At 65.3% G+C, this 16,835-nt stretch carries 24 protein-coding genes; 8 read left to right on the top strand and 16 right to left on the bottom strand.

Features of this window, described 5'->3' with window-relative positions; genetic code table 11:
* Positions 1-188: 188 nt before the first annotated feature.
* From J4P02_RS02965 to J4P02_RS02975, 3 genes are all read right to left on the bottom strand, one after another.
* On the bottom strand, positions 189-476 hold the full coding sequence (locus J4P02_RS02965; RefSeq protein WP_426187600.1) for a DUF3077 domain-containing protein: 288 nt from the start codon (positions 474-476) through the stop codon (positions 189-191).
* A gap of 254 nt (positions 477-730) precedes the next feature.
* Positions 731-919, bottom strand: coding sequence for a DUF6360 family protein (locus J4P02_RS02970; RefSeq protein WP_426187602.1), 189 nt, complete (start codon positions 917-919; stop codon positions 731-733).
* Positions 920-921: 2 nt separating this feature from the next.
* The gene (locus tag J4P02_RS02975) at positions 922-1,185 is read right to left on the bottom strand and encodes a hypothetical protein (RefSeq protein ID WP_426187604.1); all 264 of its coding nucleotides are present in this window, start codon (positions 1,183-1,185) and stop codon (positions 922-924) included.
* Positions 1,186-1,374: 189 nt separating this feature from the next.
* On the opposite strand from J4P02_RS02975, the gene J4P02_RS02980 reads away from it, so the two are divergent.
* Complete coding sequence (locus J4P02_RS02980) at positions 1,375-1,800, top strand: hypothetical protein (RefSeq protein WP_426187606.1); 426 nt, start codon at positions 1,375-1,377, stop codon at positions 1,798-1,800.
* 188 nt (positions 1,801-1,988) lie between these two features.
* Here J4P02_RS02980 and katG read toward each other — a convergent pair whose 3' ends face one another.
* The 4 genes from katG to J4P02_RS03000 all read right to left on the bottom strand — a co-directional run bounded on the left by katG (position 1,989) and on the right by J4P02_RS03000 (position 6,096).
* The gene (gene katG, locus J4P02_RS02985) at positions 1,989-4,169 is read right to left on the bottom strand and encodes a catalase/peroxidase HPI (protein WP_426187608.1); all 2,181 of its coding nucleotides are present in this window, start codon (positions 4,167-4,169) and stop codon (positions 1,989-1,991) included.
* Positions 4,170-4,344: 175 nt separating this feature from the next.
* A complete protein-coding gene (locus J4P02_RS02990; protein ID WP_426187610.1) occupies positions 4,345-4,851 on the bottom strand; it encodes a GNAT family N-acetyltransferase in 507 nt (168 codons plus the stop codon).
* Positions 4,852-4,889: 38 nt separating this feature from the next.
* Positions 4,890-5,462: an HD domain-containing protein gene (locus tag J4P02_RS02995; protein WP_426187612.1), complete on the bottom strand. Its 573-nt coding sequence runs from the start codon at positions 5,460-5,462 to the stop codon at positions 4,890-4,892.
* Between the two features lie 85 nt (positions 5,463-5,547).
* A complete protein-coding gene (locus tag J4P02_RS03000; RefSeq protein WP_426187614.1) occupies positions 5,548-6,096 on the bottom strand; it encodes a helix-turn-helix domain-containing protein in 549 nt (182 codons plus the stop codon).
* Positions 6,097-6,244: 148 nt separating this feature from the next.
* On the opposite strand from J4P02_RS03000, the gene J4P02_RS03005 reads away from it, so the two are divergent.
* A complete protein-coding gene (locus J4P02_RS03005; RefSeq protein WP_426187616.1) occupies positions 6,245-6,586 on the top strand; it encodes a low molecular weight protein tyrosine phosphatase family protein in 342 nt (113 codons plus the stop codon).
* Positions 6,587-6,599: 13 nt separating this feature from the next.
* Here J4P02_RS03005 and J4P02_RS03010 read toward each other — a convergent pair whose 3' ends face one another.
* Positions 6,600-7,790 carry a PrpF domain-containing protein gene (locus J4P02_RS03010; protein WP_426187618.1) on the bottom strand — a complete coding sequence of 397 codons (1,191 nt, stop codon included), beginning with the start codon at positions 7,788-7,790 and terminating at the stop codon, positions 6,600-6,602.
* A 318-nt stretch (positions 7,791-8,108) separates the two neighbouring features.
* Between J4P02_RS03010 and J4P02_RS03015 the strand changes: the two genes are divergently transcribed.
* Positions 8,109-8,708, top strand: a complete 600-nt coding sequence (locus J4P02_RS03015) for an AidA/PixA family protein (protein ID WP_426187619.1) — start codon at positions 8,109-8,111, stop codon at positions 8,706-8,708.
* Between the two features lie 60 nt (positions 8,709-8,768).
* Here J4P02_RS03015 and J4P02_RS03020 read toward each other — a convergent pair whose 3' ends face one another.
* The gene (locus J4P02_RS03020; RefSeq protein WP_426187621.1) at positions 8,769-9,389 is read right to left on the bottom strand and encodes a LysE family translocator; all 621 of its coding nucleotides are present in this window, start codon (positions 9,387-9,389) and stop codon (positions 8,769-8,771) included.
* Between the two features lie 143 nt (positions 9,390-9,532).
* Positions 9,533-9,748, bottom strand: coding sequence for a DUF3079 domain-containing protein (locus J4P02_RS03025; RefSeq protein WP_426187623.1), 216 nt, complete (start codon positions 9,746-9,748; stop codon positions 9,533-9,535).
* A gap of 226 nt (positions 9,749-9,974) precedes the next feature.
* Between J4P02_RS03025 and J4P02_RS03030 the strand changes: the two genes are divergently transcribed.
* Complete coding sequence (locus tag J4P02_RS03030) at positions 9,975-10,376, top strand: hypothetical protein (RefSeq protein ID WP_426187625.1); 402 nt, start codon at positions 9,975-9,977, stop codon at positions 10,374-10,376.
* Between the two features lie 99 nt (positions 10,377-10,475).
* The gene (locus J4P02_RS03035) at positions 10,476-11,030 is read left to right on the top strand and encodes a UPF0149 family protein (RefSeq protein WP_426187627.1); all 555 of its coding nucleotides are present in this window, start codon (positions 10,476-10,478) and stop codon (positions 11,028-11,030) included.
* Between the two features lie 89 nt (positions 11,031-11,119).
* Here J4P02_RS03035 and J4P02_RS03040 read toward each other — a convergent pair whose 3' ends face one another.
* The 6 genes from J4P02_RS03040 to J4P02_RS03065 form a co-directional block, all read right to left on the bottom strand.
* Complete coding sequence (locus J4P02_RS03040; RefSeq protein ID WP_426187629.1) at positions 11,120-11,449, bottom strand: hypothetical protein; 330 nt, start codon at positions 11,447-11,449, stop codon at positions 11,120-11,122.
* Between the two features lie 4 nt (positions 11,450-11,453).
* The gene (locus tag J4P02_RS03045) at positions 11,454-11,756 is read right to left on the bottom strand and encodes a hypothetical protein (protein ID WP_426187631.1); all 303 of its coding nucleotides are present in this window, start codon (positions 11,754-11,756) and stop codon (positions 11,454-11,456) included.
* 29 nt (positions 11,757-11,785) lie between these two features.
* Entirely contained in the window at positions 11,786-12,295 is a 510-nt protein-coding gene (locus J4P02_RS03050) for a surface-adhesin E family protein (protein WP_426187633.1), read from the bottom strand.
* Positions 12,292-12,939 (bottom strand): hypothetical protein, encoded by a 648-nt coding sequence (locus J4P02_RS03055; protein ID WP_426187634.1) that lies wholly within the window; start codon positions 12,937-12,939, stop codon positions 12,292-12,294. Before J4P02_RS03055 ends, J4P02_RS03050 begins: the two co-directional genes overlap by 4 nt.
* 93 nt (positions 12,940-13,032) lie before the next feature.
* Positions 13,033-13,818: a PhzF family phenazine biosynthesis protein gene (locus J4P02_RS03060; protein WP_426187725.1), complete on the bottom strand. Its 786-nt coding sequence runs from the start codon at positions 13,816-13,818 to the stop codon at positions 13,033-13,035.
* A gap of 5 nt (positions 13,819-13,823) precedes the next feature.
* A complete protein-coding gene (locus J4P02_RS03065) occupies positions 13,824-14,528 on the bottom strand; it encodes a helix-turn-helix transcriptional regulator (RefSeq protein WP_426187636.1) in 705 nt (234 codons plus the stop codon).
* A gap of 225 nt (positions 14,529-14,753) precedes the next feature.
* On the opposite strand from J4P02_RS03065, the gene J4P02_RS03070 reads away from it, so the two are divergent.
* From J4P02_RS03070 to J4P02_RS03080, 3 genes are all read left to right on the top strand, one after another.
* Complete coding sequence (locus J4P02_RS03070) at positions 14,754-15,365, top strand: DNA-3-methyladenine glycosylase family protein (RefSeq protein ID WP_426187638.1); 612 nt, start codon at positions 14,754-14,756, stop codon at positions 15,363-15,365.
* Positions 15,362-15,619 carry an Ada metal-binding domain-containing protein gene (locus J4P02_RS03075; RefSeq protein WP_426187640.1) on the top strand — a complete coding sequence of 86 codons (258 nt, stop codon included), beginning with the start codon at positions 15,362-15,364 and terminating at the stop codon, positions 15,617-15,619. Before J4P02_RS03070 ends, J4P02_RS03075 begins: the two co-directional genes overlap by 4 nt.
* Positions 15,620-15,790: 171 nt before the next feature.
* A complete protein-coding gene (locus J4P02_RS03080; protein ID WP_426187642.1) occupies positions 15,791-16,822 on the top strand; it encodes an AraC family transcriptional regulator in 1,032 nt (343 codons plus the stop codon).
* The last annotated feature ends 13 nt before the right edge of the window (positions 16,823-16,835 follow it).

Consider the following 16,835-nt stretch of genomic DNA (forward strand, 5'->3'; position numbering starts at 1 on the left):
CATTCGCGGTGCCGGACATCCTTCGCTCCGACATAGACAGCTGGCCAGCTTGAAGATTGATCCACTATGGGGCGGCCATTGCTGAGCGTCCGCTTATGGCCGAAAGCCGCCCCTGAAGTCATAAAAACGCCGCTTACCAACCAGCAATAAGCGGCGCCTCTATCTACGTAGTACGGTATAGCCCTAACTCAGTCCCCTCCCTCACTCCCTCTTTCCCCCAACCCCAACCCCACATCATCAATCACCGCCTTCCCCATCTCCACCAAAAAATGCGCAGCCCAGGCATAGCGCTCGCCCTGCTCTTCCATGGCCGCATCCAGCGCGAGTTTCTTGGCGTAGTACAGCAGCACTGAAGCCTGCTCCAGCGCCTGTTGCAAAGGCACATCCGCATTGACGCGAAACAGTGTGAGTTCAGGGTCGGCGCAACTGCCAAAGGTGACAAAGCCCTGGGTCTTGATCGGAGTTGCAGTGCTCATCGGGCACCTCCCGCCAAAGGCGGGCAGAGGATGCGGTTTTGCGAGGAAGGAAGAAGGGTGCAGCAGCAAAGCCCAGAAAGATTACCGGCATACATAATTGATACTCCCTGATCAAAAATATGCCTGTATCTGATCGGGTTCTCAGGCCCGGTCGCTGGCGTTGCAGCGACCGAAGCAGACTAGGCCGGTGCTCAGCATGGAACAACCGCTAATGCGTCGCCGGTTATGTCACGGCGCCCGGCTAGAAAGTGCATTTATTCCTGCAGCCGTCCCGCAAACACCTGCAGCACCCTCGCCAACTCCAACGCCTGCTGCACATTCAACTCAACCGGATCGCCCTGCTCGCTCAGCGCCTTGATCTGAATCGAGCTGCCCTGCTCTATCCATAACCGCACCTCGCCATCACTGCTCTCGAAGTAATCCCCTGCATCTGCAATCGCCATGCTTATTCTCCCTGCCCATTGGCCAGGGCCAATTCCAGCAAGCGGTTGAAGTTGGCAATTGCAAAATACAGGTCATCCCGGGTATCGCCATCCCAGTCTTCGACGGCTTCCCTGGCGGCTTTCAGCGAGGCGATGCGGGTTTTGATGTCGGCAACTTCCGCTTCAGCGCACTGTTTGGCAATGGCCTCCCAAGCGGCGGCGGGGATGTTTTGCTGGACGCTAAGCCCTGCTCTGGCTTGCTCGATCAGCGCGGTCAATTGGCTCATGGGGTGTGGTCCTGAAAAAGCTGGGCTTGCCGGCTACCTTGCCGGGCCGGCGGATGGTAGCGCACTTGTGCTGGGTGCACGGTGGGTGGTGAGAGCAGTTTTTTTATTGCCTGCGGCACTCAGGTGCTTGGCAGCGCCGTGCAGCTTCGCTTCAATAACCGCCCTTGTATTTTTTCAGGAGCTTGAAGGATGCAGCTTTTTAGCCGTTGGGCGGCCCTGTGGGCCATGGCGTTGATGCTGGGGGCCGGGTTGGCCCAGGCCGAGGAACGGCCACAGGTGGCGGACAAGATGATGGCCTATTTCGGCCAGGGGGCGAAGGTCTGGACCTTACGCATCGGTGAGCGCAGCGACAATCAGGCGCTGGTGCAGCTGGAAGATGTGGACCACGACTGGAATATGCGCATCCAGAAAATGAGCGTAGAGCAAACCGCCAAGGACACCCGTTACTTCACCACGGTCGATGGCCAGAAATTCGTGGTGCTGGTGCTGCAGGATGGCTATGGCGAGTTGCATCTGCCGGGGCAGGCCAAGCCGCTGCGGGTGGGTTATGACAGCAACCAGTCCAGCTATGGCGATGCCCAGGCCTTTCTCAATGACTACCTGAAGACTCGCTAAAGCCTTGGTTGGGTGGCGAGGGAGTTGGCTCCCGTTGGGCTGCGTAGCAGTCCCATTGTTGGGGTCGCTTTGCGACCCAGCGGGAGCAAGCTCCCTCGCCACGGGTGCTTTTCGCTTGGGCGGTTGCTGGGCTGAACAGCATGACCCCCTGGTGAGGCACTCGCTGTTTCAGCCAGCTTGCCGCCTTCTCAGTGCAGATCGAATCGGTCCAGATTCATCACCTTGTCCCAGGCCGTAACAAAGTCCTGGACAAACTGCCCCTCGGCATCGGCGCTGGCATACACCTCCGCCAGGGCCCGCAGTTGCGAATTGGAACCCAGCAGCAAGTCGACCCGGGTGCCGGTCCATTTGGCCTGCCCGGTGGCGCGGTCGCGGCCGTCGAACAATTCGTGACTGTCGCTTTGGGGCTGCCATTGGGTGCCCATATCCAGCAGGTTGACGAAGAAGTCGTTGCTCAGGGTACCCGGGCGCGAGGTGAACGCGCCGTGGGGCGACTGCCCGACATTGGCCCCCAGTACCCGCAGGCCACCCAGTAGCACCACCAGTTGCGGGGCGGTAAGGGTCAGCAGTTGCGCCTTGTCCACCAGCAGGGCTTCGGCGCTGGCGCCCTGGCCCGGCCGGAGGTAGTTGCGAAAGCCATCGGCCAGGGGTTCGAGCACGGCGAAGGAATCGATATCGGTCTGCTGCTGGCTGGCGTCCATGCGCCCCGGGGCGAAGGGCACGCTGATGCGATGGCCGGCATTCTGCGCTGCCTGTTCCACTGCGGCGCAACCGCCGAGCACGATCAAGTCGGCCAGAGACACGCGCTTGCCAGCGGCCTGGGCACTGTTGAAGGCGCTCTGGATGCCTTCCAGGGTGCCCAGCACCTGGGCCAGTTGCTGCGGCTGGTTCACCTCCCAGTCTTTCTGCGGCGCCAGGCGAATGCGTGCGCCATTGGCGCCGCCGCGCTTGTCGGAACCGCGGAAGGTCGAGGCCGAGGCCCAGGCGGTGGACACCAGCTGCGCCACGCTCAGCCCCGAAGCGAGTAGCTGTGCCTTGAGCTGCTGAATGTCCTGGGCATCGATCAATGGGTGATCCACGGCTGGAATCGGGTCTTGCCAGATCAGCTCCTCCCTCGGCACTTCCGGCCCCAGGTAGCGGGCACGCGGGCCCATGTCGCGGTGGGTGAGCTTGAACCAGGCCCGGGAAAAGGCCTCGGCCAGTTGCTCGGGGTGCTGGTGGAAGCGCCGGGAAATGGCCTCGTAGGCCGGGTCGAAACGCAGCGCCAGGTCGGTGGTGAGCATCGACGGCGTGCGCCGTTTGCCCGGGTCGTGGGGGTCGGGCACGCTGTCGGCCCCGGCGCCGCCTTTGGGGCTCCATTGATGGGCACCGGCGGGGCTGGTGGTCAGTTCCCAGTCATAGCCGAACAGGTGGTTGAAGAAGTCGTTGCTCCAGCGGGTCGGGGTGGTGGTCCAGATCACTTCCAGGCCGCTGGTGATGGCATCGCCCCCTACTCCGCTGCCGAAGCTGCTGCGCCAGCCCAGGCCCTGCTGTTCCAGGCCGGCGGCTTCGGGCTCAGGGCCGACATGGCTGGCCGGGCCGGCGCCGTGGGTCTTGCCGAAGGTGTGGCCACCGGCGATCAGGGCCACGGTTTCTTCGTCGTCCATGGCCATGCGGGCGAAGGTTTCCCGAATGTCTCGCGCTGCCGCCAGCGGGTCGGGCTTGCCATTGGGGCCTTCCGGGTTGACGTAGATCAGCCCCATCTGCACCGCCCCCAAGGGGTTCTCCAACTGGCGGTCGCCGCTGTAGCGGCTGTCGCCGAGCCAGGTGGTTTCGTTGCCCCAGTACACGCTGTCATCCGGTTCCCAGACGTCCGGGCGGCCGCCGGCAAAGCCGAAGGTCTTGAAGCCCATGGACTCCAGGGCGACGTTGCCGGTGAGGATGATCAGGTCGGCCCAGGAAATCTTCCGTCCGTACTTCTGCTTGATCGGCCAGATCAGCCGCCGTGCCTTGTCCAGGCTGACGTTGTCCGGCCAGCTGTTGAGCGGGGCGAAACGCTGCTGGCCGCTGCCGGCGCCACCGCGGCCATCGGCGATGCGGTAGGTGCCGGCGCTGTGCCAGGCCATGCGAATGAACAGCGGGCCATAGTGGCCGAAGTCCGCCGGCCACCAAGGTTGGGAATCGGTCATCAGCGCCAGCAGGTCGCGCTTCACTGCGGCCAGGTCCAGGCTGTTGAATTCGGCAGCGTAGTCGAAACCCGCGGCCATGGGGTCGGACAGTGAGGATTGCTGGTGGAGGATCTTCAGGTTCAGCTGGCCGGGCCACCAGTCTTGGTTGCGGGTGCCTTGGCCGGCGCTTGGGTGGAATGGACACTTGCCTTGGTCGGACATGATGCTCTCCTTCGATCAGCGCTACCCTGCCGCTCGGGCTGGCCCCAGGCAGGGCTTTCGAATAAAGCCTAGTGAACGGCAATCGAAGGTAAAAATAGCTTCGCTCGATGGCGGCGGCAGAAAATATCCATCACCCCGGGCGGTTTTCCGCCCGGGGGTCAGGCTTGCCCGAGCTTCAGGCCTGGGCGTCGAAGCCCGGGTGAAAACTCACCTCGCCGCTGGGGCAGTCACCCTTGAAGGCCTGGGCCTGGAAGTACTCGGCCGGCACCCCGGGCAACACCGGCCCCTGCTCGGCTTTAAAGCCGAAGCGCCCGTAGTAGCCGGGCTCGCCCAGCACCACGCAGCCCGCCGCGCCCAGCTCGCGCAGTTGTTCGAGCAACTGGCGGATCAGCTGCGAACCTATGCCCCGACCCTGCTGCCCGGGCAGCACCGACACCGGCGCCAGCCCATACCAGCTGGGCTCGCCACCGCTGAAGGTCACCGGCGAAATCGATGCATGGCCCAGCACCTGGCCCTGCTCCTCGGCCACCAGCGACAGGGTCAGGGCCCCGGCGGCGCGCAGGGCGTTGATGATGAACTGCTCGGTGTGGCTGGAATGGGCCTCGCTGAGAAAGGCTTCACGGGTCAGCTGTTCGATGGCCGGGATGTCGCTCGGGCGTTCGCTTCTGATGATCAGCGTCATGGGCTGTGGCTACTCCTTGAAAAACATCGGGCCCAGGTTCAGCCGGCGGCGTCGATACGGCGTTGGGTGTCGGCATCGATCTGCTCGCGCAGGGCCTGGAACAATGGATGGGCGCCAGTGTAGCGGCGGCCATAGCCGAGGTTGAAGCGGTAGTCGAAATCCGCCGGGTTCTGGCCCTGGGTGTGCTGCAGCAGGGTTTCCAGCTTGTCCAGGGCCTTCACCGCCTGGGCCTCGGCGCTGCCGGCGCTTTCGTATTGGTCCCACAGGGCCAGCAGCCGCTGGCGGGCCGGGGCGTCCAGGGTACGGGCCAGGTGCTCCAGGTCCTGGCGCTCCTGCTGGCTCTTGTCCGGGTGGGCGGCTTGCTGCACCGCCGGAATATCACCGTGAATGGCCTCGCCCAGGTCATGCACGATGCACAGTTTGAGCACTTGCAGCAGGTCCAGTTCGCCCAGTTGGTCCTCGAACAACAGGGCCATCAGGCACAGGCGCCAGCTGTGCTCGGCGGTGCTTTCCTGGCGGCCGCTGGAGGTGTGGGCGCTGCGCAGCACATCCTTGAGGCGCTCCGCCTCACGCAGAAAATCGAGACGGCCACGCAGAAGTTCGCTGTTCATGGGTAAAGCCTGAGAGAGGGACACAAAGGCCCAGGCTAGTGGGCAGCGCTGCCTGGGTCCACGGATAAAATATCCGCGCCGCGCCTCAGAGGGTTTCCACCAGGCGCACGGCATTGCCGTCGGAGAGGTTCAGCCGGGTCCAGCGGCAGTGGCTCGGCACTATGGGCACTATGGCCGACTGGTTGTGGCCGCTGAAGAACTCCAGGGACGGCGGCGCCAGCAGGCTACGCCAGCCCAAGTCGTCGAGGGCGGCCTCTCTGCGCACTATCTCTTCAGTGCAGAAGCCCCATAACGAACGCCCCAGCAGCTCGCTCAAGGGCACCCCGAACTCGGCGGCGCGGCTCGGCGAACTGGCCAGCAGGCGATGGGTCAGGTCACACACCAGGTGCACCGGCCTCGGGCTGTCCTGAATCAGCCGGGCCAGGGCCTGATCGGCAGCGGCGCTGAGGTGGGCCGCCAGCAGTTGCTCCAGCTGCGCCTGCTGCTGGGGTTCCAGCTGCAACTGGCCGTTTTCCCAGCGGGAAATGCTCGACTGCGCCACGCCGAACAGCTCGGCGGCGTGCTGCTGCTTGACCCGGTGCAACAGGCGCCAGCGGCGCAGGGCTTGGCCCAGGTGGGGAGTGCTGAAGGACATGGCAGCCGACACGGACAGAAAAACGGAGCGCCAGTCTGCCAGCGCTCGCCACTGGCAGGCAATTGCCGCGGCATAGGGCTGGACAAGAGGCACAAAGCCCTCAAGACTCGGCCTCCCTCGCCCGTTTGCCATGGAATCCGGCCCCCCGATGCTCAATGTCCTGTTCGTTTGCAGCCAGAATCGCCTGCGCAGCCCCACCGCCGAGCAACTCTTCGCCGACTGGCCGGGCATCGAGACCGCCTCCGCCGGGCTCAACCACGACGCCCAGGTGCCCCTGGGCCCGGAGCTGGTGCAATGGGCCGGGCTGATTGTGGTGATGGAAAGCCGCCACCGGGAAAAACTGCGCAAGCGCTTCAAGGCGCAGTTGCACCAGCAGCAGGTGGTTTGCCTGAATATTCCCGATGACTATGAATTCATGGACCCGGCGCTGATCGAGCTGCTGCAGCAGAAGGTTCCGCCCTTTCTTCCCGAACAGCACCCGCATCGCTGAGAGGCCGCTGCTATTAGGCCGCTGAGCCAAGTTCCAGCAAAGCCGCGTGCAAGGCTGGGGATGCGTTGTACAACGGCGTATGCCCCCGCAGCAGAATCTGCGCGCTGCGCCGGTAAGCGGCGCCATCGATCAACAACTCCCCAGCCACTCGCCGGGCGCTGATCAGGGTTTCCAGCACCCCGGCCGGGTTCTCGATGGCCAGCGGGTACTCGCCCTGCTTCTCACCTATCTGTGGTGCCGCCTTCAGCAACTCATGGGCCACGGTGCCCTCGGCCAGGCAGGCCGCCGCCAGGCAGCAGCCGCCGGATACCGCCAGGGACGGGTGGGCGTTCTGCGGGGTGAAGTAGCGGGTGGCGATATCCCCGCCCTCGCGTGCCGGGCTGACGATGCAGATCTTCGGAATGGTCTCGCTGCGCCGCAGTTCCTCGGCGCTCAGCAGGCTGCCGTCCGGCTTGCGCAGGCCCATGCGCAGGCCGCCCAACACCATCAATTCCAGCAAGCGCGCCTTGAACCCTGGGTCGGCTTCCAACTGCGCCGGGGTTTCTGTACCGCTCTGGCCCAGGTCTTGCGCCCGCACTATGACCATGGGCACCGCCACATCGATGCAGGTGGCGGCGATGCCATCCAGCAGATCGACCCGCTGCCCGCTGGGAAACAACGCGCCGGTCTTGGCCCCCACCGGGTTGTCGAGAAACAGGTCGACCCCGGGAAACAGCCCATTGACCCCGGGAATCCGCGTGTCGCTTTGCAACTGGCCATGACTCAGGCCCAGGCGGGCGAACATCCGGGTCTGGGTGTTGCTGTTGTAGATCTCGATCCGCCCGTCGTCTTCGGGCTGCAGCCAGCCCCGTTGCAGGGCATACAGCGGCAGGGCCGCCGACATATTGCCGCAGTTCACGCTCCAGTCGATGGCGCTCTTGCCCGCCGCCAGCTGCGCCAGGGTGCTGATCATCCGCGCCTCGCCCGGGCGACGTTCGACGATAAACACCTTGTTGCTGGTGGGGCCGCCACGCCCCAGGCCGGTGATCTGGTTGTTGCCCGGCCACTCGCCCGCCAGGGGCACGCCCATCAGGTGGCGCAGCAGTTCCTCTACCAGGGCTTGGTCAGGGGGCAGGGTTTCCCGGGCCAGGATCAGGCCGGTGGAAGTACCGCCCCGGGCGTGGCACACGGGGAATTCGAGAAATGGGGCAGACGGATCGGGCATGGCGGGCGCCTCCGGGCTGGGCGAGAGGGAGTGGCCGCCAACGGGCCCAGGAGCCGACGGCATTGCATGATAAACCGCCGCTGCCAGGTCGTGTGGCGCGGCCTTGCCGCTCGTCCAGCGCTGCGGCTTTTTCCGCCCGCCGATTTGACTCTGGATCGCCAGGATCTAGATTCCACTCGCGACCTGCTGCACGTGCATGGACCCTGGCCTGGCGCAATCCGTACCCAGGCCCCTGGTAGCGAGCAGTCGCACCCCAAAAACCAATGCCCGGGCCGCCTGGACGGACAGGTAGCCGACAATGACAGCAGGGAGCTGATTATGCCCGCCTCCAAGATAGTGGACATCATGGTCATCATCGATGTTGGGACCATTCTCGAAAGCAAAGGCAAGTCGTTCATAGGTGGCACGTTCGAACTCAGCAGCGATCCGCACCACCCCACCAACCTCTACAACTTCATCGACAGCGATCACGTGAAGCTCTCCGACAAGGTGGTGTTCATGAGCGCCCGGCGTGACTACGCCGACAGCGGCGAGGGCACCGCCGAACTGGCGGTCAACCTCAACTCGGGAGACATCGTTCACTGGCGCTCCACCAGCCTGACCAAGGACATGAACTATTCGGTGATTCTGTACAAGTACGTCCAGACTTTTCCCGACCCGAATGCAGTCGGCGAGTGCCTGACCCAGATCGCCCCCAACACGCTGCCGAAATCGCCGCTGCCCATCATCAATACCAGCAACCCCAACGACTATTCCGGCCAGCCGACCGCGCAAATAGTGAAGAACTTCTACTGGCAGGCTAACGCCACCCTGCCCTACACGGGCATCACCTATACCTGGAGCTTTATGATTGTCGACAGCAGCAACAAGGTATTGGGTTACTGCTCCTGGGACCCCTACTTCAATATCAGTGCGTGAACCCAGGCGTTCTCCCCGGTTCGCCGGGGAGAACGCACCGCACCGCGATGAAATCTGGGCTCAGCTACGCCGTGCCAGCAGCAACACCGAAGCCGCAGCCGACAGCAGCAGCGCACAACCGCGATTGAACAGGCGCCGCCCCCGCGGCTGGGCGAACCAGCGACGCATGTGCAGGCCCATCCAGGCGTAGGCGCTGATGGCAATCCACTCCAGCGCCAGGAACAACAGCCCCAGCATCAGGAACTGCCCCGGCACCGGCTGCCCGGGGTCGACGAACTGCGGCAGAAAGGCGGTGAAGATCAGGATCGCCTTGGGGTTGCCAATGGCAATCAGGAATTCCTGCCGCGCCAGGGCCCCCAGGCCCAGGGTCGTGCTGCGTCCTTGGGCCTCGCCCCGGGTATCGGCGGTCCACAGTTGATAGGCCAGGTACAGCAGGTAGCCGGCGCCGAGAATCTTGATCCCGTGGAACAGCAGTTCCGAGGCCTGCAGCACCACTGCCAGCCCCGCCGCGGCCAGGGCGATCATCAGGGCGAAGGCCAGCAAGCGCCCGCCGCCGGCCAGGCAGGCGGTGCGAAAACCGTAGGCGGTGGCATTCCTCACCGACAGCAGGTTATTGGGGCCAGGGGCCATGTTCAGGGCGAAACAGGCAGGCAGGAATAACGCCAGGGTAGCGAGGTTCATGGGGGTGGCACCGCAGGGGACTGTTGGGCAGTGGAAAATATAAACAGCCCGCCAGACCCGCACAAGGCCATCCCGCGGGGCTTGCCCGGAGTCGAGGAACAGCACGCGGAATGCCTTAGCCTGGAGGCGATGCCTTCGGGAACTCAGCGGTCCTTCTGCTGCGGCACCACGGCCTCGCTGGCCGGCACTTGCAGCCCCCAGTCGCCCTGCTGGTTCCAGTCTTCGCCGAACATTTCCGCCGGGTGCATGGTGCGGTCCGCACCGTTGCCGCAAGCCAGGGCATTGGCCGCGCAATAACGGTCGCAGCCCCAGCAAATGCGCTCGGGGTGCTTGGGGTTCTGGGGAAAGGGCTTGGCCATGGCAGGTCCCGGCAGTTGGGATAGAACCTGCAACTTAGAATCCTCGGCAGCACAGTGCCTTGATCAGGATCAAGGACAGGCCCCTGCGCTGTATCAGGTAGGAGCCGGCTTGCCGGCGAAGAGGCCCTCAAGCCTTGCATCGCCCTTGTGGACGCCTTCGCAGGCAAGCCTGCTCCTACAGATGCCTGTGGTCAGCCGCTACATGCGCTGGCTATGATGTTTCACCATGACCGACAGCCTTCCCGTTCGCCAACCCTGCCCCCCCGGCGCCTGCATCTGCGAGCGTGAACAGCTGTTGGCAACCCCCGGCGCCGACCTGCGCATCCTGATGCTCACGCGCCAGGAGGAAAAACGCCTGGTGGAACGCCTGGAGAACCTCAAGGACCTGGCGGACCTGGAACATATGCAGCGGCAGATGTATGCCAAGCTCGGCATCCGCGTGCAGATCACCCCCAGCGACAATGTCGTGCGCAGCATGCGCGGCATCGCCATCGTCCTGGACGAGCATCCCGGTTTGTGCCGCAAGACCCGCCAGTCGATCCCCGCCGCCATTCGCCGGGCCATGGAAAGCCGCCCGGAAATCGCCTACCGCCTGCTCGACGCCCAAGACTTGCTGCATAACACCTGACCGCAAGCGCTTTGCGCTTGAGCGGCAAGCTTAAGACTGGCGCTTGAGTCTTGCCGCTCGAAGCTGGAAACTTGCCGCTGCCTTTCTTGGATCTAGATCATGCACAACACTCCACTCAACGCCGCCGACTTCGAGGTGCTCGAAGACACCCTGCTCAAGTACGGCGACGATCACTCGGTGCTCAACCCCTGCGAACTGGACGGCTACTTCACCGCGCTGGTCTCGGGGCCGGCCCAGGTGGATATCGCCGAATGGTTCCCGGGCATCTGGGGCGGCGAAAACCCGAACTGGGACGATCCCCAGGAATGCCGGCAGTTCATCGACCTCTGCGTGCGCCATATCAATGGCCTGGCGGAGCAACTGAGTAGCGATGCCGCGGGCTTTAGCGCGCGCTTCGAGCACAGCGAACACCAGGGCCAGGACCTGCTGCTGGCCGAGGAATGGTGCTTTGGCTACCTGCGCGGTGTGGCCGTGGGCAACTGGCCGGAGATGCCCGCGACACAGACCCAACTGCTGCAACTGATCATCGACTGCGCCGAGCAGGACAACTTCGAACTGCCGGCCGACCTCGACTTCAACCAGCAGCGCCAGCAAGTGGCCGCCATCGAGCCCGCCGCCCGCGAGCTGCACGGTTACTGGCTGAGCCGGCGCTGACCGCGGCCCTGCTCCGTGCATAAAAAACGCCGCGTGGCCTCTGGCGACACGCGGCGTTTCCTTTGGCCGCCATTCAACATTGGGCGGCGTCAGGCATAGCGCCCCCGGGCTGCCTCCAGCTGATTGATCAGCACCTCCTGCTCCAGTGGCTCGCCCTCCTTCGGGTCGGCCTGCTCGTCACTTTCGAAGAACACCAGCGGCACCTGGCGGGCGTCGAAGAAAGCGATGATGTCGCGGATCTCGGCGTCCCGTTGCGGGTGGTCGTTGCCATACAACAACTCACTGTAGAAGAGCCCCTGCGGGCCCTTGGCCAGATGCCCGCGAGCGGTCAGCAGCGACAACCCCAGGCGCTGGTGGAGAAACTTCAGCAACACCGGCTCGGTGCTGGGGCTGGCCAGGGCAATACTGATTCTGCACATGGGTCTACTCCTGTTCCGGCCGCCACAACTCGATGCCCTGCACATGGCGCTCGATATCGTCCATATCGTCCGCGCCCAGGCGCCGGTCGAACGGCTCGCTGAGGATCCGGCGGACCTTGGCCAGGCGCTGGGTCACGCCTTGCTGGTCGATGAATTCGGTGGTGGCGCGCTGGTAGTCGGCCACTGGCCGGCCCTGGTAATGGCTGCCCATGCGGTGCAGCGACAGCAGCATGAACTCCAGTTCGGCCAGGGCCTCCAGGGCCTGCTCGCCGCTGAGGCTGATGCGCAGGTTGCTGTCGCGCAGCACGGCGCCTGGCCGTTTTCCATCAGCCCCGCTCAAGGCTGCTCCGGGGCTTTGAAGGGGGGAGCAATAAGCCGTGCCGGTTCGATGGCGCAGGCCATGTTGCGCAGCTCGCCGATCACCGACTGCCGGGGGAAGGCGGCCCATTGCGGAGCACTTTCCTTGCGCGTGACCTCGACGCCCTGGGCGAAGGGCTCGGAGAAATACACCCGGCCGAACTGCGCCGTTTCATCACGTTCGCAGTTGATCAGGCGCACCACCCGCGAACTGCGGATCGGCGCTTTGCCTTCTCCCAACACCGTGGGTTGGCGGTAGTTGTTGATCAGGTAGAACTGCCGCAGGTGGGTATTGCCCTGGTACAGCGCCAGGGAGTTGGCGGCAAAATAGGTGGTGCTTTCCGGGGTTTCCATGACCTTGAACATGGCCTCCGGGCGGCCCGGCTCCGGGGCGGGCGCGGCGCTGTCCTGGGCGGTTTCCTGGGGGGCGTCGTGAGCAGCGCAACCGGCAAGCAGCAACGCGGCGCTGAAGAGGCAGAGCTTGTTCATGGCTTGGCTCCCTGGGCCAGGTCCGGCCGCTCCTGGTGCAACAGGCGAGTATCGACACTGCCCTGCAGCGAGCAGAGCAAGCGGGTCTTGCCGTCCTCGACGCTGAGCATAAGGATTTTTTCCGCGGAACCGGGCGCCGGGGCAATGCCCGAAACCGCCGCCGGGTTGTCCTTCCAGGGCGCATCGGCGCTGGCCTTGATCTGCGGCCGGGAAATGAAATATTCACCGGCCTCTTGCCAGCCCGCCTGGGGCATGGCGGCCATCACCGCCTCGCGGCTGGCGTCGATTTGCAGGCCCCAGAAATAGTAGATGCCCTGCGCCCCCAGATCGAACACCCGGTCGTAATAGCCGCTCAGGCGCAGCCCCTGGTCCAGCAGCGGGCTGGAGAACGCGCTAAGGGCCGTGTCACTGTCACGGCGGTCACGCACCGGCACCCAGGCAATGCCTTGCCGGTCGTCCTGGGCCAGCTGGGCCACCTGCCCAAGCGCTGCGCGCTGTTGGTAGAGGGTCTTGAAGAAGTCCGGCTGGCACTGGCTCAGGCTCTGGGTCAGGCTCGTCGCCTGGGCGCTTGCGGCCCCCAGGGTCAGCAGCACGGCCAGCAGCGAAGTGGCCGAAGGGCGAAAGAGGTGGCGGGTCAGGTCCATTGTCCGGGGCGTCCTGGTCAGGCTAAAAAAGCGCGACTCTAAACCCCTAGCGGCCTGGAGACAAATCCCCGTGCCGAAGCCCCGATGGCTGCCTCAGAGAAACACCCGACCCTTGAGGTAGAGGGCGCCCCGACCACTGATCAGCACCCGGCCGTTGTCCAGCACCTGGCACTGCAACTGGCCCTTGCGCGCCCCGCCCTGTTGCGCACGCAGTTGAGCCTTGCCCAGGCGCGCGGCCCAGTAAGGCGCCAGCGAGGTATGGGCGGAGCCGGTCACCGGGTCTTCATTGACCCCGACCCGCGGGCCGAACCAGCGCGAGACAAAGTCGAACGCCCGGGACGGCGCGGTCACCGCGATGCCGCGCACATCGAAGGCCGCCAGCGCGGCGAAATCCGGCGCCAGGCCTTCAACCAGGCTTTCGTCGTCCAGCACCAGCAGGTAGTCGTCGGTCTGGTACAGGGCCTCGGCCGTCGACAAACCCAGGGCCTCCAGCAGGCCAGGGGGAATTGCCACCGCCTCGGGCTGCTTGGCGGGGAAGTCCATGGACAGCAGGTCGCCCTCGCGACTGACCCGCAACTCGCCGCTGCGGGTGGAAAAACGCAGCAGGTCACGGCCCTCGCCCAACTGCTCGAACAGCACCCAGGCGGTGGCCAGGGTGGCGTGACCACAGAGGTCGACCTCCACCGTGGGGGTGAACCAGCGCAGCTCGAACAGCTCGCCGCTGGGCACGAAAAACGCGGTTTCCGAGAGGTTGTTCTCGGCGGCGATGCGTTGCAGCAGCGCGTCCGGCAACCAGGCATCCAGGGGGCAGACCGCCGCCGGGTTGCCGCCAAAAACGCTGGAGCTGAAGGCATCCACTTGAAAGATATCCAGTTGCATCACGGTCATTCCTCGGCGCTCTGGGCGCGAATCTGTTCCAGGTAGTTGTAGATGCTGTAGCGGGTCACCCCGAGGGCTGCGGCGGCCTTCTCGATGCCGCCCTTGACGATGAACACCCCGCGTTCCTGCATCTGGCGCACGGCTTCGAGCTTGTGCCCCTTGCTCAGGCGCGTGCCCGCCGGGCAGGCGCTGTGAATGATCTGCGCCAACAGCTGCTCCATGTCCTGGGGTCGCTCCTGGGCGCTGTCCGGAAGCGGTTCGGGGGCGCTGCCCAGGCCCAGCAACTGGCCCAGGCAGGCATGGGCGGCGGCGATGCCGCTGAGGTCGCTGTTGCTGCACAGGCTGGCGAAGGGCTGGCCGTCGCGGTCGCGGAAAATCACCGTCGAGCTGCGCAGCTCACGGCCGTCGGGGGCCAGGGTCGGGTAGTTCTCCAGCACCAGCGGGGTGCTCGCCGAGCGGTCCTGCAAGGCGCGCATCACCGCACTGAAGCCCAGGTCGTGGCGCGGCCCGCCGAGCACCGGGCCACCGACCCGGCGCCCGGTCACCTGGCCATTGGCAATGGCCACGATCGAGGCTTCGGGGCGACTAAGGTCGTGCAGCACGATCTCCACATGGGCGCCCACCACGGGGCCCAGCATCTGCACGGTGCTGTGCAGCACCTGCAAGACCAACTGGCGTTCGGCAACAACAGAATCGGCGACGGCGTTCATGGGCAGCTCGGCGGAAAAAACAGGCAGGAAAAATATCAACACTTTGTTGAATATTCAATTTTTTGTTAACCAGGCACCGCGCCGACCGATTAACGGCGCTGCCTGCTTGCGAACACGGATTGGAATCAGCGCCCAGGCCACGAATTCCAGCGCAAGAGACCGGGTGCAAGAGGTTAAGCCGCGGGCTAATCTGCCCCTCGCCTCGCCACTTGCCCTGGACCTTCGATGCCCACCTGCCCCGCCACCGCTTTTCTTGCCGCACTGGACGCCGACTGGGCCGCGCTGATTGCGGCCGTCGGCCCCTGCCTGCATCAACCGCGCCCGGAGCGCGAGCCCTATCAGGCGCTGGTGCGGGCCGTGGCTTATCAGCAACTGCACGCCCGTGCCGGCGACGCGATACTCGGCCGGCTGCGGGGCCTGTTTCCCGGGCAGGAGTTCCCCACGCCCGGGCAACTGGCCGGCGCCAGCCAGGAAAGCCTGCGTGGCTGCGGCTTTTCCGCGCGCAAGGTGGCGACCCTGCAAGGCATCGCCCAGGCCCGCCTCGACGGCCGCGTGCCGAGTGCCCAAGCGGCTCGGGAGATGGACGATGAACAGCTGATCGCGCGCCTGACCCAACTGCCCGGCATTGGCCGCTGGACCGTGGAGATGCTGCTGATCTACAGCCTGGAGCGGGAGGACATACTGCCGGTGGATGACTTTGGCGTGCGCGAAGGCTACCGCCGCCTCAAGGGCCTGGAGCAGCAGCCCAGCCCGCGGCAGCTGCGGGAAATCGGCCAGGCCTTCAGCCCCTGGCGCACCACCGCGGCCTGGTACCTGTGGCGGGTGCCCGGGCCTTGAGCCAGAAGCGCAGCTGGACCCTGCTCGACGCCCAGGGTCGCGCCTTCGCCAGCCCCTGCCCGGGCACCCTGGGCGGCCATCGACGCAGCCGTATCTATGGCCGCCTGGACTGCCCCTGCGCCCTGGCGGCCATCGCCCGGGGCGGCTATGTGCGCCAGCGAGTGTTCTTCCTCGATGCCGCCAGCGCCATCGCCGCCGGCTACCGGCCCTGCGCCCGCTGCCTGCCGGCGGCCTACCGCGCCTGGCGCGGCTGAACATCGCGCCCGGCCCTGTAGGAGCCGGCTTGCCGGCGAAGGGGCGCGCAAGCCTTGCAACGACCCAACCGATGCCTTCGCTGGCAAGCCAGCGCCTAAGGAGCGCATGGAATTGAACCCCGGGCGCGTAACCCCTAAAGTCACGCCTTTGCCCGCCACCCGAGATCGCCCATGGCCGCTCTTCGCCTGACCACCCTGCACACCACCCAAGCGGTGCTGGATGCCTTTAGTGGCAGTGAGGTAGCCCCCGAGGTACTGCTGGAGGGCAGCGGCATCCAGCTGGCAGACCTGGAGCTGCCCAACAGCCTGATCAATATCAGCCAGGAAATGCGCGTGTTCAGCAACGCCGTGGCCTTCCGCCAGGACCTGGGCCTGGAGCTGGGGCGCAACCTGCATATCAGCGCCTACGGCATGTTCGGCCTGACCCTGCTGACCAGCGCCACCCTGCGCGAAGGCTGGTCCCTGGCGCTGCGCTACCCGCTTTTGCTGGGCACCTTTTTCGACCTCGACCTGGAGATCCGCGATGGCCTGGCCTGGCTCACCGCCGACCATTACAGCGAGAGCGAGCTTGAGGTGTTCAACACCGATTTCTGCATGTCGTCGTACCGCGTCACCTGCCAGGACCTGCTGGGCTGCGCGCTGCCGCTGCGCGAGGTGCACCTCAAGCACGCCCCGCAGCCCTACCTGGACAGCTACCAGCAGGCTTTCAACTGCCCGGTGCACTTCAACGCCGGGCGCAACGCCATCGGCTTCGACCTGGAGTGGCTGGACCGGCGCCTACCCCTGGCCGACCTGGTAACCCAGAACGACATGCTGCAACGCTGCATCCGCCTCAATGAGGAGCTCAGCGCACGGCCCACCTGGATCGACCAGGTGCGGCGCATCCTCAATGAACAGCTGCACGCGGTGCCGGATTTCGACAGCCTGGCGCGCCAGGTGCACTGTTCACCCAGCACCCTGCGCCGGCGCCTGCGGGCCCAGGACACCAGCTACCAGCAACTGCTGGACGAATTGCGCTACGCCCGTGCGCAACAGCTGCTGGGGCAGCACAGCCTGCCGGTGTACCGCATCGCCGAAGCCCTGGGCTTCAAGGAAACCGCCAGCTTCCGCCACGCCTTCCAGCGCTGGAGCGGCGTCGCCCCCGGGCGCTTCCGTCAGTTGGCCGGGCAACTCGGCCCGCTGGCGGACAGTGCGCAAGAATGACGTCAAATATCCC

It is taken from the genome of Pseudomonas sp. NFXW11, from assembly GCF_049887815.1.
Classification (GTDB): domain Bacteria; phylum Pseudomonadota; class Gammaproteobacteria; order Pseudomonadales; family Pseudomonadaceae; genus Aquipseudomonas.

Bases quoted from the DNA above. Each gene is read 5' to 3' on its own strand.
- J4P02_RS02965 (WP_426187600.1), bottom strand. From the start codon at position 476: ATGAGCACTGCAACTCCGATCAAGACCCAGGGCTTTGTCACCTTTGGC.
- J4P02_RS02970 (WP_426187602.1), bottom strand. From the start codon at position 919: ATGGCGATTGCAGATGCAGGGGATTACTTCGAGAGCAGTGATGGCGAG.
- J4P02_RS02975 (WP_426187604.1), bottom strand. From the start codon at position 1,185: ATGAGCCAATTGACCGCGCTGATCGAGCAAGCCAGAGCAGGGCTTAGC.
- J4P02_RS02980 (WP_426187606.1), top strand. From the start codon at position 1,375: ATGCAGCTTTTTAGCCGTTGGGCGGCCCTGTGGGCCATGGCGTTGATG.
- katG (WP_426187608.1), bottom strand. From the start codon at position 4,169: ATGTCCGACCAAGGCAAGTGTCCATTCCACCCAAGCGCCGGCCAAGGC.
- J4P02_RS02990 (WP_426187610.1), bottom strand. From the start codon at position 4,851: ATGACGCTGATCATCAGAAGCGAACGCCCGAGCGACATCCCGGCCATC.
- J4P02_RS02995 (WP_426187612.1), bottom strand. From the start codon at position 5,462: ATGAACAGCGAACTTCTGCGTGGCCGTCTCGATTTTCTGCGTGAGGCG.
- J4P02_RS03000 (WP_426187614.1), bottom strand. From the start codon at position 6,096: ATGTCCTTCAGCACTCCCCACCTGGGCCAAGCCCTGCGCCGCTGGCGC.
- J4P02_RS03005 (WP_426187616.1), top strand. From the start codon at position 6,245: ATGCTCAATGTCCTGTTCGTTTGCAGCCAGAATCGCCTGCGCAGCCCC.
- J4P02_RS03010 (WP_426187618.1), bottom strand. From the start codon at position 7,790: ATGCCCGATCCGTCTGCCCCATTTCTCGAATTCCCCGTGTGCCACGCC.
- J4P02_RS03015 (WP_426187619.1), top strand. From the start codon at position 8,109: ATGCCCGCCTCCAAGATAGTGGACATCATGGTCATCATCGATGTTGGG.
- J4P02_RS03020 (WP_426187621.1), bottom strand. From the start codon at position 9,389: ATGAACCTCGCTACCCTGGCGTTATTCCTGCCTGCCTGTTTCGCCCTG.
- J4P02_RS03025 (WP_426187623.1), bottom strand. From the start codon at position 9,748: ATGGCCAAGCCCTTTCCCCAGAACCCCAAGCACCCCGAGCGCATTTGC.
- J4P02_RS03030 (WP_426187625.1), top strand. From the start codon at position 9,975: ATGACCGACAGCCTTCCCGTTCGCCAACCCTGCCCCCCCGGCGCCTGC.
- J4P02_RS03035 (WP_426187627.1), top strand. From the start codon at position 10,476: ATGCACAACACTCCACTCAACGCCGCCGACTTCGAGGTGCTCGAAGAC.
- J4P02_RS03040 (WP_426187629.1), bottom strand. From the start codon at position 11,449: ATGTGCAGAATCAGTATTGCCCTGGCCAGCCCCAGCACCGAGCCGGTG.
- J4P02_RS03050 (WP_426187633.1), bottom strand. From the start codon at position 12,295: ATGAACAAGCTCTGCCTCTTCAGCGCCGCGTTGCTGCTTGCCGGTTGC.
- J4P02_RS03055 (WP_426187634.1), bottom strand. From the start codon at position 12,939: ATGGACCTGACCCGCCACCTCTTTCGCCCTTCGGCCACTTCGCTGCTG.
- J4P02_RS03060 (WP_426187725.1), bottom strand. From the start codon at position 13,818: ATGCAACTGGATATCTTTCAAGTGGATGCCTTCAGCTCCAGCGTTTTT.
- J4P02_RS03065 (WP_426187636.1), bottom strand. From the start codon at position 14,528: ATGAACGCCGTCGCCGATTCTGTTGTTGCCGAACGCCAGTTGGTCTTG.
- J4P02_RS03070 (WP_426187638.1), top strand. From the start codon at position 14,754: ATGCCCACCTGCCCCGCCACCGCTTTTCTTGCCGCACTGGACGCCGAC.
- J4P02_RS03080 (WP_426187642.1), top strand. From the start codon at position 15,791: ATGGCCGCTCTTCGCCTGACCACCCTGCACACCACCCAAGCGGTGCTG.